Source organism: Pseudomonas sp. TWI628, assembly GCF_039673865.1.
Lineage (GTDB): Bacteria > Pseudomonadota > Gammaproteobacteria > Pseudomonadales > Pseudomonadaceae > Aquipseudomonas.
This window is the reverse complement of the sequence record NZ_JBDJMM010000009.1, coordinates 171,658-185,732: the sequence shown is the minus strand read 5'-3', so window position 1 is coordinate 185,732 and position 14,075 is coordinate 171,658. Positions and strand designations below refer to the sequence as shown.

The window sequence follows — 14,075 nt, the reverse complement described above, 5'->3', positions numbered from 1 at the left end:
CAATTTGCGGTTCTGTACGGAGATCGGTTCATCAGGCCGACCTGGTGAAAATCAGGGCCTGCCTAACGGCAGGCCGTTACCGGCCCGCACACAAAAAATCTGACAGTCCCGATCTCACTGGCGCCACACCCCTCAAGCCATGCACCTCGACGCCCAGCCAAATCTCCCGCACACTGCGGAAAAAAATACCAAGCCCGTAGCCCTGTCCTGAGGGCCACAGCTGGAGCAAACCATGGCGCGACAATTTCCCATAACAAACGCCCAAGACCCGCTGCACGAATCCCGCCAGGCGCGCATGCGCCTGGCCAGCGAAGGCGAGCTGCCGCTGGGCATGCTGCGCGATGAAATCGACGCCTCCTGGCGCCGCAGCCTTGGCCATGGCTTGAGTTGCCTGCAAGGCGAGCAGGTCGGCCTGGGCCTGGAGCAGGGCCATGACCTGCGCTCGCTGCTGGAACGCAACCGGCTGCTGCTGGACGCGGTCACCCCCGAGCTGGATTACCTGGTATCGCGCCAGGGCAATGCCGGCATCATCATCCTCGGCGATGCCCAGGCCAACGTGCTGGCCATCGAAGGGCAGAAGCACGTGCTGCAACGCGAAGGCCTGCGCGACCTGCACCCCGGCAGTTGCTGGAGCGAATCGCTGCGCGGCACCAATGCCATCGGCACCGCCGTGGTCGAAGGCCGGCCGACGCTGATCAACTGCGGCGAGCATTACCTGGACCGGCTCAGCCCGTTCTCCTGCACCTCGGTTCCGCTGCGCGATCCGCGCGGCGAAGTGATCGGTGTGCTCGACATTACCCGTGAAGGGGTCATGGCTCAGCCGCAGGACAGCCTGAGCATGCTGATGCTGGCGGCGGGCAACATCGAGAGCCGGATGTTCGGCCTGTGCCATCCCGAGCAACTGGTGCTGGCCTTCCACAGCCGCCCGCAATACCTCAACAGCGCCTGGCACGGCCTGCTGGCGCTGAGCCTGGACGGCGAGGTGCTGGCCGCCAACGACAACGCCTGCCAATTGCTCCAGCTGCCGCGCCAGGGCCTGATCGGGCGCCGCAGCAGCGACCTGCTGGGCGAGCGTTCGCCAGCCTTCATCGCCCGCCTGTGGCAGGGCGGGGTGAGCAACGTGCAAACGGCCAAGGGCGAATTCTTCTTCCGTGCGCTGCAACTGCCGCGGCACAGCCCGCTCAATGGCAGCGCGGCGCATGCCAAGCCGACGGTGGCCAACAAAACCCCCGCGCTGGATGCCCTGGCCGGCGGTGATGCGCGGCTGGCACGCAACCTGCGCATGGCCCGCCAGGGCCTGGGCAATGGCTTGCCGGTGTTGCTGCTGGGCGAGACCGGTACCGGCAAGGAAGTGGTCGCCCGTGCCCTGCACCAGGCCAGCCCGCGTGCCGACAAACCGTTCGTTGCGGTCAACTGCGCGGCGATTCCCGAAGGGCTGATCGAGTCCGAACTGTTCGGCTACCGCGAGGGCGCTTTCACCGGCTCGCGTCGGGGCGGCATGGTCGGGCGGCTGATGCAGGCCCATGGCGGCACGCTGTTCCTCGACGAGATCGGTGACATGCCGCTGGCCCTGCAGGCGCGGCTGTTGCGCGTGCTGCAGGAGCGCCGGGTGGCGCCGCTGGGCGCGGGCGACGAGCAGGACATTGACGTGGCGTTGATCTGCGCCACTCACCGCGACCTCAAGCGCCTGGTACAGGAGCAGCACTTTCGCGAAGACCTGTACTACCGGGTCAACGGCGTGTCCCTGCGCCTGCCGGCCCTGCGCGAGCGCGATGACCTGGCGAACATCATCGAGGGCTTGCTGGACAAGTCCGGCGCCAAGGGCGTGAGCCTCGACCCGGCCCTGGCGGCGCTGCTCGAAGGCTTCGACTGGCCGGGTAACATCCGCCAGCTGGAAATGGTCGTGCGCACCGCCCTGGCCATGCGCGAGGAGGGCGAGCGGCTGCTGACCCTCGAGCACCTGACTGATTGCCTGCTGGAAGAACTGGCCAGCGGCACGGCGCCCTCCGGCAGCCTCAAGGACAACGAACTGGAATTGATCCGTGGCGCCCTCGCACGCCACCAGGGCAATGTCTCGGCCGCCGCCGAAGCGCTGGGCATCAGCCGGGCAACGCTGTACCGCAAGCTCAAGCAGTTGCGCGGCTGACATGGGCAACCTGTTCGCCAGGCTGGTGGAGTCCAGCAACCCGCAACTCATGCGCCAGGCCCTGGCCTGGCTGTATGGTTTCGTTCGCCCCCATCAACGGGCTATCGGCGTGCTGCTGGGCTTGTCCTTCGGCGCTTCGCTGCTGGCCCTGGTGCAACCCTGGCTGGTCAAGACGCTGATCGACGAAGGCCTGCTGGCCAAGGATTACCAGACCCTCTGGCACATGGCGGCGATCATGATTGGCGCGGGCTTGCTGGGCACCGTGCTGGCGGGGGTCAACCGCTACCTGCACACGCGTTTGTCGGGGCGCATTCTGTTTGCCCTGCGTGATGACCTGTACCGCCATTTGCAGCAGCTGTCGCCGACCTTCTACGGGCGTCGGCGTACCGGTGACATCCTCTCGCGGCTCGACGGCGATGTCGCCGAGATCCAGCGTTTTGCCGTGGATTCGCTGTTCTCGGCGGTATCAGCGGTGATCGGCCTGGTGGGCGCGGTGGCGCTGATGCTGATGCTGTCCTGGCAACTGTCGCTGCTGCTGGCACTGCTGATCCCGATCGAAGTGCTGTGGCTGCGCTGGATGCGGCGCAAGGTCGAGCGCGAGGTGCGCAACCTGCGTGAGCGCTCGGCGGATGTGTCGTCGTTCTTGGTCGAGACCCTGCCGGCGATGAAGTTCATCCAGGCGTCCGGCCAGCAGAACCGTGAGGCCGGGCGCCTGGACCAGCTGGGCCAGGGCTACATGCGCCAGTTGCTCAAGGTGCAGGTCACCGAGTTCTTCACCCAGGCGATCCCTGGCACCCTGACCTCCTGGTGCCGCGCCTGCGCGTTCCTGGTCGGTGGCTGGTGGGTGATCCAGGGCACCTGGCAGCTCGGCGCGCTGATCGCGTTTTCCACCTACATGGGCATGGCGGTGGGGCCGGTGCAGAGCTTGTTGGGCCTGTACGTGGCGGTGCAGCGCATGGCGGTGAGCCTGGGCCGGGTGATGGAGCTGAAGCAGGAAGCTGTGGCCGTGCGCGAGGCCGACTCGCCCAGGCCCATGCCGCAAGGGCCGGGCGAGCTGCGCCTGGAAGGCGTGTGCTTTGCCCATGACGGGCGCCAGGGCGCGGTGCTGGCACAGGTCGATGCGTGTATTGCCGGTGGCCTGAAAGTCGCCATCAGTGGTGCCTCCGGCGTTGGCAAGTCGACCCTGATCGACCTGTTGCAGCGCTTCTATGACCCGGACGCCGGGCGCATCCTGCTCGATGGCGCCGACCTGCGCGAACTTGACCTGGCCGCCGTGCGCCAGCGCATCGCCGTGGTCAGCCAGGACATCGTGCTGTTCCGTGGCACCCTGGCGCAGAACCTTGCCTATGGCGCGCCGCAGGCCAGCCGTGGGGAGCTGGAACGGGTGGTGCAACTGGCCCACCTCGAGAGCCTGGTCGAGAGCCTGCCGCTGGGCCTGGACGGGCTGCTCGGCGAGCGCGGCCAACAGCTTTCCGGTGGCCAGAAGCAACGTATCGCCATCGCCCGGGCGGTGCTGCAGGCGCCTTCGATCCTGGTGCTCGACGAGGCCACTTCGGCGGTGGATGAGGCGACCGAGCGTGAAGTGATTGCCGCCATCGACGAACTGTTCGCCGGGCGCACGCGCATCCTCATCAGCCACCGCGCATCGACGCTGGCCGATGCCGACCTGCACCTGCACCTGCAAGGTGGGCAACTGCGCCTATTGCCCCAGGAGGCGGTCAAGCATGGCCGCTGAGTTCAGGGTCGGCGTGATCGACAGTGGTTGTGCGCCAGCGCAGGCATTGGTCTGTGCCCGGCGCTTCTGGCTGGAAGAGGGCGTGCTGTGCGAGGGTGAGTTGCAACCTGACCGGCTCGGCCATGGCAGCGCCGTGCTGGCCAGCCTGCAAGCCGAGGCCGGCGAGTTGCCGCTGTTGCTGGCCCAGGTATTTACCGAACACGGCAGCACCAGCGCTTTGCAGGTTGCCGCCGGGTTGTTCTGGCTGGCGGAGCAGGGCGTGGCGCTGATCAATCTCAGCCTTGGCTTGCAGCAGGACCGGGCGGTGTTGCGCCAGGCCTGTGCTGAAGTGCAGCAGGCCGGCGTGCTGCTGTGCGCGTCCAGCCCGGCGCAAGGCAGTGCGGTGTACCCGGCGGCGTACCCGGGGGTGATCCGCATCACCGGCGATGCCCGCTGCGCGCCGGGGCAGTGGTCGTGGCTTGGCAGCGCACAGGCTGATTTCGGTGGCCATGTGGGTGAGCGCGGGCGGGCCGGTGCGAGCCTTGGCTGTGCGGCGGTGAGCGGGCGGATTGCAACACTGTTGCAGCAGCAGCCCGGCCTGGACCGCCAGCAGGTCTATGCCTGGCTGCAGGCCCATGCCAGTTTCAGCGGCGCGGAGCGACGAGGTGCAGCGGATGCCTGAGCCACACATTCTGGTGCTGGGCGCAGGCCCGGCCGGCGCCGCTACAGCGCTTGGCTTGCGCCGGCTGGGCTACCCGGTAACGGTGGTCTCCGACTGGCGGCGTTTTGCCGTCGTGGAAGGGGTTTCGCAACGGGTTCTGGAAGGGCTGCGCCATGCTGGCCTGGGCGGCGCCTTGGCCGAGGCCGCGGTACCGGCGACACGCCAGGTGCGCTGGAATGGCCAGCATCTGCAACTCAATCAGGAGTTTCTGCTCGATCGCCAGCGCTTCGACCGCGCCTTGCGCGATGACCTGCTGCGGGCGGGAGTAACGCAGCTGGAAGGGCGCATTCGCGAAGTCGCGCGCGGCGAGGGCTACCAGGTCCGGCTGGATGACGGGCAAGTGCTGCTGGGCGACTTTCTGGTTGAAGCGCGTGGCCGTCAGGCGCCGTTGGCGGCCGACCGCCTGCGCGGCCCGGAAACGGTCAGCCTGCTCAACCTCTGGCAGTCGGAACCTGGCACGCCGGCGTCGGCGGTGGAAAGCCTGGACGATGGCTGGGCGTGGATGGCCCGGTTGGCCGATGGGCGTTGCTACTGGCAGGTGACCCTTGATGCCGAGGGGCTGCCGGGCAAGGCGGCGTTGCCTGAATACTGCGCCGCACGACGAAGGGCTTCGACACTGGTGGCCGAGGTGTTCGATGCGCGAGCGCTGCAACCTGCGCAGGTGCACGCCCGCAGCAGCACACCGATCCTGGCGGGCGACTGCGTGGGCGATGACTGGTTGCGGGTGGGCGATGCGGCGATGGCGGTTGACCCATTGTCGGGGAACGGGATTTTCCAGTCGCTGTCATCGGCGTTGCAGGCGCCGGTGGTGATCAACACCTTGCTGCGCCGGCCCGAGCGTGCCGCCCTGGCGAAGCAGTTTCATCAGCAACGGATCGAACAGCTATTTCTGCGTTTTGCCCGCATCGGGCGGGATTTCTATGGGCAGGAGCTTGAACGCGCCGGGCAGCCATTCTGGGAACGCCGTCGGGGCTGGCCGGATGCTCAGCCGTTGCATCTGGCGGCGGACTGGGGCGCTGTGCGGGTGGCACGGCGGCCGGTGTTGCGTGAGGGTTTGGTGGACCAGGCCGAGGTGGTGGTGACGGCGGATCAGCCGCTGGGGGTGTGGCATTTGCAGGGCATCGAGCTGGCGCCGCTAGTGAGCCAGTTACTGGCTGGCCAACCCGTGGATGAAGTTTTGAGCACTTGGCCGGTGGAGCAGCAGAGGATGTTGCGACGTTGGCTGGTAGATCAGGGTTACCGCTGAAAACCTGGGGCCGCTTTGCGGCCCATCGCCGGCAAGCGCGGCTCCCACAGGGTGGACCGCGCCCGCTGCTGTAAGTCAGAGCTTGATCAGCACCGACTTGAGCTCGGTGTAGTGTTCGATGGCCGCCGCGCCCATCTCACGGCCGACGCCGGACATCTTGTAGCCCCCAAACGGCAGCGCCGGGTCCAGCGCGCTGTGGCAGTTGACCCATACCGACCCCGACTTGATCCGCGGAATCATCCGGTGCACCGCCGCCAGGTCGTTCGACCAGATGCTCGCGCCCAGGCCGTAAGGGTTGTCGTTGGCCATGCCGATCACTTCGTCGATGTCGTCGAACGGCATCGCCACCAGCACCGGCCCGAAAATCTCCTCCTGCACCAGGCGATGGCGCTGGTCGACGTCGACGATCACCGTCGGCTTGACGAAGTAGCCCGGGCCGAAGCCTTCACCGCCGCAGGCGATGGTCGCGCCCAGTTCGCGGCCCAGCTCGATGTAGCCGGTCACCCGGTCCTGCTGCTTGGCCGAGATCAGCGGGCCCATCTGTACTGCCGGGTCCAGGCCGCTGCCCAGTTTCATGCCGTTGGCGATGCCGGCGATGTCGGCCACCACATTGTCGAAGTGCTTGCGGTGCACGTACAGGCGCGAGCCGGCGCAGCACACCTGGCCCTGGTTGAAGAAGATCGCCGTGGCGGCCCCGGCGGCGGCTTCCTGCAGGTTGGCGTCGGGCATGACGATGGTCGGCGACTTGCCGCCCAGCTCCAGGGTAACGCGGGTCATGTTGTCCATGGCCGCCTTGCCGATCAGCTTGCCCACTTCGGTGGAGCCGGTGAAGGTCAGCTTGTCCACGCCTGGGTGGCGGCTCAGCGCGGCGCCGGCGTTCAGGCCGGTGCCGGTGATGACGTTGAACACCCCGGCCGGGTAGCCTGCCTCATCCACCAGCTCGGCCAGTTTGAGCGCGGTCAGCGGGGTTTCGTCGGCCGGCTTGAGCACCACGGTGCAGCCGCTGGCCAGGGCCGGGCCGAGCTTCCAGCAGGCCAGCAGCAGCGGGAAGTTCCAGGCGACGATGGCGCCGACCACGCCGACCGCCTCGCGGCGCACAAAGCCATGGAACTGGTCGTTGGGCATCAACGGCATGGACGCTTCGACGGTGCTACCCTCGATCTTGGTCGCCCAGCCGGCCATGTAGCGCAGGAAGTCGATGGCCAGCTGCACGTCCATGACCTTGGCCACGGCGGCGCTCTTGCCGTTGTTAAGGCATTCCAGCTCGGCCAGCTGCTGTGCGTCACGCTCCATCAGGTCGGCCAGGCGCCACAACAGGTTCTGCCGCTCGCGTGGGCGCACACGGCTCCACGGCGAGTCGTCGAAGGCCTGGCGCGCGGCGCGCACGGCGCGGTCGACGTCTTCCTGCTCGGCGGCGGGCACTGCACCGAGGATGTCACCGGTGGCCGGGTTGCGGAACGACAGGGTGCGACCACTGGCGGCGTCCTGCCAGTCGGCACCGATGCGCATCTTCAACTTGCGTTCGAGGAAGGCGCGGGTGGCGGGCAGGATGGGCAGTTCGGAAAGCATGGGGCTGTGCCTCTTGTCATGGGGTGTGGCAGGCACTGGCGCAAGGCGCGTGCCAAACCGCTGCAATGGGCGCAAGGTGCTGAACTGTCTGGGTTTTGCTTTTGTGCACGGTCGACCGTACAGGCATGCGCTGTTGCACATTGAGACGCTGTGAGACGGTGGTGAAACAGTGGCTGTGCAGGCCCTGTCTCAGGATGAAACACCCTGTCGCGAAATGGCACGCTGCGACGCCCCAGGCAACCGCCCAACACCCTCGACTGAAACTGCTAAAGACCTGAAATACAAAGTTTTTACCCCACTTGGCACAGTTTCTGTATCGCAACTGTCACAAGCACACCTGCTGTACCAAAGCGTGTGAAAACGATAAGAACAACAACCGTGGAGGTCTGACCTTGAAGACGACTCGACTCCGGCGGCATGCGGGCAAACTGGCGCTGGTCGCCGCCGCACTGCTGGGCACCCAGGCCATCGCGGCCGAACAGGGCCCGAGCCTGTTGCAGAACAAGTGCATGGGGTGCCATATCCCCGAGGGCAACGATACCTACAGCCGCATCAGCCACCAGCGCAAGACGCCCGAAGGCTGGCTGATGAGCATCGCCCGCATGCAGGTCATGCATGGCCTGCAGATCAGCGACGATGACCGCCGCACCCTGGTCAAGTACCTGGCCGACAAGCAAGGCTTGGCGCCGAGCGAGACCGAGGGCGTGCGCTATGCCATGGAGCGCCGGCTCAACACCGTCGAACACTTCGATACCCAGCTCAGCGAAACCTGTGGCCGCTGCCACTCCGGTGCCCGTGTCGCTCTGCAGCGGCGCCCGGCGCAGGAATGGGAACACCTGATCAACTTCCACCTCGGCCAATGGCCGTCCCTCGAATACCAGGCCCAGGCGCGTGACCGCGACTGGCTGGAAATCGCCCTCAAGCAAGTGGTACCGGACCTCGCCAAGCGCTTCCCACTGGAGAGCCCGGCCTGGACCGAATGGCAGAAGGCCAAGCCGACCGCCGACGCGCTGCCGGGGCAGTGGGCGTTCAGCGGCCACATGCTGGCCAAGGGCGATGTGCGTGGGGTGATGACGGTGGTTGCCGACCAGGGCGACACCTTCAAGGTCGAGGTCAAAGGTAGCTACGCCGATGGCACGCCGTTCAATGGCAGTGGCACGGCGATGCTCTACAACGGCTATGAATGGCGCGGCAACGTCAAGGTCGGCGACAGCAACCTGCGCCAGGTGTTCGCTGCGCTTGACGGCGAGGTGAAAGGCCGCATGTTCGAGGCCGATCACGATGAGCGCGGCCTGGACTTCACGGCGGCAAAACAAGGCAAGGCCCGCCTGCTGGCGGTGCAGCCGGCGTTCATCAAGGCCGGCGCCGAGAGCGAGATCACCCTGGTCGGCACCGGCCTGGCCGGCAAGCCCGACCTGGGTGCTGGCGTGGAAGTGACCGAGGTGCTGGAGCAGACCCCGACCCTGGTGCGTGTGAAGGCCCGCGCTGCGGCCGATGCCAAGCCTGGCCAGCGTGAGGTCGCGGTGGGTGAGCTCAAGGGCGTCAACCTGGCGGTCTACGACAAGGTCGAGGAAGTGAAGGTGGTGCCGGCGTTCTCCATCGCCCGTATCGGCGAGAACGGTGCTTCGGTGCCCAAGGTCCAGGGCCGTTTCGAAGCTGAAGCCTGGGGCAAGGACGCCAGCGGCCAGCCGCTGCGCATTGGCTACCTGCCAGCCAACTGGAAGGTCGATCCGTTCAACGAGCGTGCGGTCGAGGACGAAGACGTCAAGTTCGCCGGACAGATGCAGGCCGACGGTGTGTTCGTGCCAGGTGGTGCCGGGCCGAACCCGGCGCGCAAGATGATGACCAACAACGCCGGCAACCTGAAGGTCATCGCCACCTTGGCAGACGGCGGCCAGAGCGGTGAAGGCCACATGATCGTCACCGTCCAGCGTTGGAACAACCCGCCACTGCCGTAAGGGCAGGGCGTAACGGGTTTTCCAACGAAACGATTATCGGGAGGTCGCCATGGGCGTACTACTGAACCTGGTCGAGCGCAACCTGCACGAAGTGCAGGTCGATGCCGACCGCATGCTGTTCCATATTCCCAGCAGTTCGCTGTTCACCGCCGACGCGGTGACCGGCGGCATCATCGACACCCTGCGCCAGCAAGGCTGCTCGGCCGAGGAGCTGCTGCAACGCCTGGGCCAGCAGTTTGCCGGCGACGATATCCAGGACACCCTGCGCGAGCTGATCGCGCTGGAACTGGTCAGCGACGGCTCGCCGCTGACCCCGGAAATCGCCCTCAAGCAGGTCGAGCGCACGGCGCTGAACACCGTGGTGCTCAACGTCAACACCGGTTGCAACCTGAGCTGTACCTACTGCTACAAGGAAGACCTGGACAAACCGTCCGCCGGCAAGAAGATGAGCACCGCCACCGCCGAAGCCTCGGTAGAGATGCTGCTCAAGGAATCACCCAACGAGCAACGCTACAGCGTGGTGTTCTTTGGCGGCGAGCCGCTGTCCAACCGGCCGCTGATCGAGCACATGGTCGCCTACTGCGAGCGGCGCTTCGGCGAAGCCGGCAAGCAGGTGGAGTTCATCATGACCACCAACGCGACCCTGCTCACCGAAGAAATCATCGACTGGCTCAACGCTCACCGCTTCGGCCTGTCGATCAGCATCGACGGCCCGAAGACCGTGCATGACCGCAACCGCATCACCGTGGGCGGGCAGGGCACCTATGACGTGGTGCGGCGCAAGGCCGACCTGCTGCTGTCGCGCTACACCAGCCGCCCGGTGGGCGCGCGGGTCACCCTGACCCGTGGCATCACCGACGTCGAGACCATCTGGAACCACCTGTTCAACGAAATGGGCTTTGCCGAAGTCGGCTTTGCCCCGGTCACCTCCGGCGACATGGCCGACTTCAACCTCACCGGCGCAGAGCTGGTGCAGGTGTTCGCCAACATGAAGGCGCTGGGCCGCAAGTACCTGGAGGCGGCGCTGGAGCACCGCAACATCGGCTTCTCCAACCTGCACCAGCTGATCACCGACATCCACGAAGGCCACAAGAAGGCCCTGCCGTGCGGTGCCGGGCTGAAGATGCTGGCCGTGGACCACGAGGGCGAGCTGAACCTGTGCCACCGCTTCACCGGCTCCAGCCTGCCGACCTTCGGCAACGTGCACCAGGGCGTGAAGCAGGCGCAGCTCAACGACTTCCTGTCGCAGCGCCTGGACCGCAGCAACACCGGCTGTGACAGCTGCCGCATCCGCAACCTGTGCTCCGGCGGCTGCTACCACGAGAGCTACGCCCGCTACGGCGACCCGCAGCACCCGACCTACCACTACTGCGAGTTGATGCGCGACTGGGTCGACTTCGGCATCGAAGTCTACAGCCGCATCATGGCCGCCAACCCGGCCTTCATCGACCGCTACATCACCCCGCGGAAGGCGCACTGACATGAAGCACTTGAAGCCCCTGAACAACAAGGCGCGCATCCTCGAGCAGGCCGCCGCCGAAGACCGCGTCGAAGAAGTCATGGCCATGAGCGCGGTGGCCGGCTGCACCGCCACCACCGACCCGGGTTGGGAAGTGGACGCCTTTGGCGGCGTCAGCTCGCTGTGCCAGCCGATGGAGGCCGACCTGTACGGTTGCTCCGACCCTTGCTGGTGGCCGGCCCAGGTGCCGGACATGATGAGTACCTACCAGGACTGGAACGCCCAGGCGAACAACTCCCAGGAAGACTGGCGCAACCTCGGCACCGTGTTCCCTAAAGACAAGTGACCGGCCCAACAAGAATGACAAGGGGAAACCGCATGAAAGCTGGACGCTGCGCGCAACTCGCGTTGACCATCGCCGCCACGGCCTGCGCCTGGGCGGTACAGGCCGACGATGCCGGGCCGGCCCTCAAGGCTGGCCAGGAATACCTGATCACCACCAACTACCCGAACAACCTGCACGTCATCGACGTGGCCAGCGACACGCTGTACAAGAGCTGCCAGATGCCCGACAAGTTCGGCCCCGGCACCGCGATGATGGCGCCGGACAACCGCACCGCGTATGTGCTCAACAACCACTATGCCGACATTTATGGCATCGACCTGGACACCTGCAAGACCACTTTCCACGCCAACCTGTCCAGCGTGCCGGGTGAAGTCGGCAAGTCGATGTATTCGTTCGCCCTGAGCCCGGATGGCAAAGAGGTGTACGCCACGGTCAACCCGACCCAGCGCCTGAACGACCACTACGTGGTCAAGCCGCCGCGCCTGGAGGTGTACAACACCGCCGACGGCCTGCAGGCCAAGCCGGTGCGTACCTTCCCGATGCCGCGCCAGGTCTACCTGATGCGCGCCGCCGACGATGGCAGCCTGTTCATCGCCGGGCCGGACATCTACAAGATGGACGTGAAAACCGGCAAGTACAGCGTGGCCTTGCCACTGCGCAACTGGCACCGCAAAGGCTACAGCGCCCCGGATGTGCTGTACTTCTGGCCACACCAGAGCCCGCGCCACGAGTTTTCGATGCTCTACACCATCGCCAGGTTCAAGGACGCCAAGCAGGACCCGAACGAGGCGCAGCCGTTGTATGGCTACCTGAGCATCGACCTCAAGACCGGCAAGGCCCACACCCAGGAATTCGCCGACCTGACCGAGCTCTACTTCACCGGCCTGCGCTCGCCGAAGGATCCGAACCAGATCTACGGCGTGCTCAACCGGTTGACCAAGTACGACATCAAGCAACGCAAGCTGATCAAGGCGGCTAACCTGGAGCACACCTATTACTGCGTGACCTTCGACAAGAAGGGCGACAAGCTGTACCTGGGTGGCACCTTCAATGACCTGGCGGTGTTCGACCCCGAAACACTGGAGAAGGTGAAGAACATCAAGCTGCCGGGCGGTGACATGTCCACCACCACGCCGCAGGTGTTCATCCGTTAAAGCGGTGTGAGCTTCTTCGCGGGCATGCCCGCGAAGAGGCCGGTTCTATCAACACAAGAACAACAAGAGAGCGCCCATGCCCCAGCCAAGCTATTCCCAGGGCAATCAGGACAAACCCCTGCTTACCCAGTGCATCGGCGACGCCTTCGACAGCACCGTCGCCCGTTTCCCCGAGCGCGATGCGCTGGTGGTCCGCCACCAGGCCCTGCGCTACACCTGGCAGCAACTGGCCGACGCCGTCGACCGGCACGCCCGTGCACTCATGGCCCTGGGCGTGCAACCCGGCGACCGCTTGGGGGTCTGGGCACCCAACTGCGCCGAGTGGTGCATCACCCAGTTCGCCAGCGCCAAGGTCGGCGCGATCCTGGTCAACATCAACCCGGCCTACCGTTCCAGTGAGCTGGACTACGCCCTCGGCCAGTCCGGCTGCCGCTGGGTGATCTGCGCCGACGCTTTCAAAACCTCCGACTACCACGCCATGCTGCTCGGCCTGATCCCCGGCTTGGCGGCCGGCCAGCCCGGTGCGCTGGTCTGCGAGCGTTTCCCGGAGTTATGCGGGGTGGTCAGCCTGGCCGTTGTTCCACCGCCTGGCTTCCTTGCCTGGCACGACCTGCAGGCCCGCGCCGAAGCGGTCAGCCGTGAAGCCTTGGCCGAGCGCCAGGCGCAATTGCGCTGCGACGACCCGATCAACATCCAGTACACCTCCGGCACCACCGGCTTCCCCAAGGGCGCCACGCTCAGCCACAGCAACATCCTCAACAACGGCTACCTGGTCGGCGAAAGCCTGGGCCTGACCGAGCACGATCGCCTGGTCGTCCCGGTGCCGCTGTACCACTGCTTCGGCATGGTCATGGCGAACCTCGGCTGCATGACCCACGGCAGCACGCTGATCTACCCCAACGATGCCTTCGACCCGTTGGCCACCCTGCGCGCCGTGGCCGAGGAAAAGGCCACCGCGCTGTATGGCGTGCCGACCATGTTCATCGCCGAACTGGACCACCCGCAGCGTGGCGAATTCGACCTGTCGAGCCTGCGCACCGGAATCATGGCCGGCGCCACCTGCCCGATCGAGGTGATGCGCCGGGTGATCGGCGAAATGCACATGGCCGAGGTGCAGATTGCCTACGGCATGACCGAGACCAGCCCGGTGTCGCTGCAGACCGGGCCCGACGATGACCTGGAGCGCCGGGTGACCAGCGTCGGCCGCACCCAACCGCGGCTGGAGAGCAAAGTGGTCGATGCCGACGGCAACACCGTACCGCGTGGCGAGATTGGCGAGCTGTGCACGCGCGGCTACAGCGTGATGCTGGGTTACTGGAACAACCCCAAGGCAACCGCCGAAAGCATCGATGAAGAGGGCTGGATGCACACCGGCGACCTGGCGGTGATGGACGAGCAGGGCTATGTGCGCATTGTCGGGCGCAGCAAGGACATGATCATTCGCGGCGGCGAGAACATCTACCCGCGGGAGCTGGAAGAGTTCTTCTTCACCCACCCGGCGGTGGCCGATGTGCAGGTGATCGGCGTGCCGTGCAGCAAGTATGGCGAGGAGATCGTCGCCTGGGTGCGCCTGCATCCGGGGCATGCCGCCAGCGCGGATGAACTGCGCGAGTGGGCCAAGGCGCGGATTGCGCATTTCAAGGTGCCCAGGTACTTCCGCTTCGTCGACGAGTTCCCGATGACGGTGACCGGCAAGGTGCAGAAGTTTCGGATGCGCGAGATCAGTATCGAGGAGCTGACGGCCAGCTGACTGCCTTGACGG

At 66.0% G+C, this 14,075-nt stretch carries 10 protein-coding genes; 9 read left to right on the top strand and 1 reads right to left on the bottom strand.

Annotated elements, in window-relative coordinates:
- Positions 1-232: 232 nt before the first annotated feature.
- The 4 genes from ABE528_RS09490 to ABE528_RS09475 are packed head-to-tail and all read left to right on the top strand — an operon-like array spanning position 233 to position 5,827.
- Entirely contained in the window at positions 233-2,146 is a 1,914-nt protein-coding gene (locus tag ABE528_RS09490) for a sigma-54-dependent Fis family transcriptional regulator (protein ID WP_346652777.1), read from the top strand.
- Position 2,147: 1 nt separating this feature from the next.
- Positions 2,148-3,881, top strand: coding sequence for an ABC transporter ATP-binding protein (locus ABE528_RS09485; protein WP_346652776.1), 1,734 nt, complete (start codon positions 2,148-2,150; stop codon positions 3,879-3,881).
- On the top strand, positions 3,871-4,542 hold the full coding sequence (locus tag ABE528_RS09480) for a peptidase S8 and S53 subtilisin kexin sedolisin (protein WP_346652775.1): 672 nt from the start codon (positions 3,871-3,873) through the stop codon (positions 4,540-4,542). Before ABE528_RS09485 ends, ABE528_RS09480 begins: the two co-directional genes overlap by 11 nt.
- Complete coding sequence (locus ABE528_RS09475; RefSeq protein WP_346652774.1) at positions 4,535-5,827, top strand: tryptophan 7-halogenase; 1,293 nt, start codon at positions 4,535-4,537, stop codon at positions 5,825-5,827. Before ABE528_RS09480 ends, ABE528_RS09475 begins: the two co-directional genes overlap by 8 nt.
- Before the next feature lie 75 nt (positions 5,828-5,902).
- Here the strand turns inward: ABE528_RS09475 and ABE528_RS09470 are convergent, their stop codons facing one another.
- A complete protein-coding gene (locus ABE528_RS09470) occupies positions 5,903-7,396 on the bottom strand; it encodes an aldehyde dehydrogenase family protein (protein WP_346652773.1) in 1,494 nt (497 codons plus the stop codon).
- A gap of 392 nt (positions 7,397-7,788) precedes the next feature.
- On the opposite strand from ABE528_RS09470, the gene peaA reads away from it, so the two are divergent.
- The 5 genes from peaA (at position 7,789) to ABE528_RS09445 (ending at position 14,063) form a co-directional block, all read left to right on the top strand.
- Positions 7,789-9,354: a quinohemoprotein amine dehydrogenase subunit alpha gene (peaA, locus tag ABE528_RS09465; protein WP_346652772.1), complete on the top strand. Its 1,566-nt coding sequence runs from the start codon at positions 7,789-7,791 to the stop codon at positions 9,352-9,354.
- Positions 9,355-9,403: 49 nt separating this feature from the next.
- Complete coding sequence (gene peaB, locus ABE528_RS09460) at positions 9,404-10,834, top strand: quinohemoprotein amine dehydrogenase maturation protein (RefSeq protein ID WP_346652771.1); 1,431 nt, start codon at positions 9,404-9,406, stop codon at positions 10,832-10,834.
- Between the two features lies 1 nt (position 10,835).
- Entirely contained in the window at positions 10,836-11,159 is a 324-nt protein-coding gene (gene qhpC, locus ABE528_RS09455) for a quinohemoprotein amine dehydrogenase subunit gamma (protein ID WP_027916687.1), read from the top strand.
- A 32-nt stretch (positions 11,160-11,191) separates the two neighbouring features.
- Positions 11,192-12,313 carry a quinohemoprotein amine dehydrogenase subunit beta gene (gene peaD, locus ABE528_RS09450; protein WP_346652770.1) on the top strand — a complete coding sequence of 374 codons (1,122 nt, stop codon included), beginning with the start codon at positions 11,192-11,194 and terminating at the stop codon, positions 12,311-12,313.
- Between the two features lie 76 nt (positions 12,314-12,389).
- A complete protein-coding gene (locus ABE528_RS09445) occupies positions 12,390-14,063 on the top strand; it encodes a fatty acid CoA ligase family protein (RefSeq protein WP_346652769.1) in 1,674 nt (557 codons plus the stop codon).
- Positions 14,064-14,075 lie beyond the last annotated feature (12 nt).

Excerpts from the sequence above, each read along its gene's own strand:
- ABE528_RS09485 (WP_346652776.1), top strand. The coding sequence starts at position 2,148 with ATGGGCAACCTGTTCGCCAGGCTGGTGGAGTCCAGCAACCCGCAACTC.
- ABE528_RS09445 (WP_346652769.1), top strand. The coding sequence starts at position 12,390 with ATGCCCCAGCCAAGCTATTCCCAGGGCAATCAGGACAAACCCCTGCTT.
- ABE528_RS09490 (WP_346652777.1), top strand. The coding sequence starts at position 233 with ATGGCGCGACAATTTCCCATAACAAACGCCCAAGACCCGCTGCACGAA.
- ABE528_RS09480 (WP_346652775.1), top strand. The coding sequence starts at position 3,871 with ATGGCCGCTGAGTTCAGGGTCGGCGTGATCGACAGTGGTTGTGCGCCA.
- peaD (WP_346652770.1), top strand. The coding sequence starts at position 11,192 with ATGAAAGCTGGACGCTGCGCGCAACTCGCGTTGACCATCGCCGCCACG.
- ABE528_RS09475 (WP_346652774.1), top strand. The coding sequence starts at position 4,535 with ATGCCTGAGCCACACATTCTGGTGCTGGGCGCAGGCCCGGCCGGCGCC.
- peaB (WP_346652771.1), top strand. The coding sequence starts at position 9,404 with ATGGGCGTACTACTGAACCTGGTCGAGCGCAACCTGCACGAAGTGCAG.
- qhpC (WP_027916687.1), top strand. The coding sequence starts at position 10,836 with ATGAAGCACTTGAAGCCCCTGAACAACAAGGCGCGCATCCTCGAGCAG.
- ABE528_RS09470 (WP_346652773.1), bottom strand. The coding sequence starts at position 7,396 with ATGCTTTCCGAACTGCCCATCCTGCCCGCCACCCGCGCCTTCCTCGAA.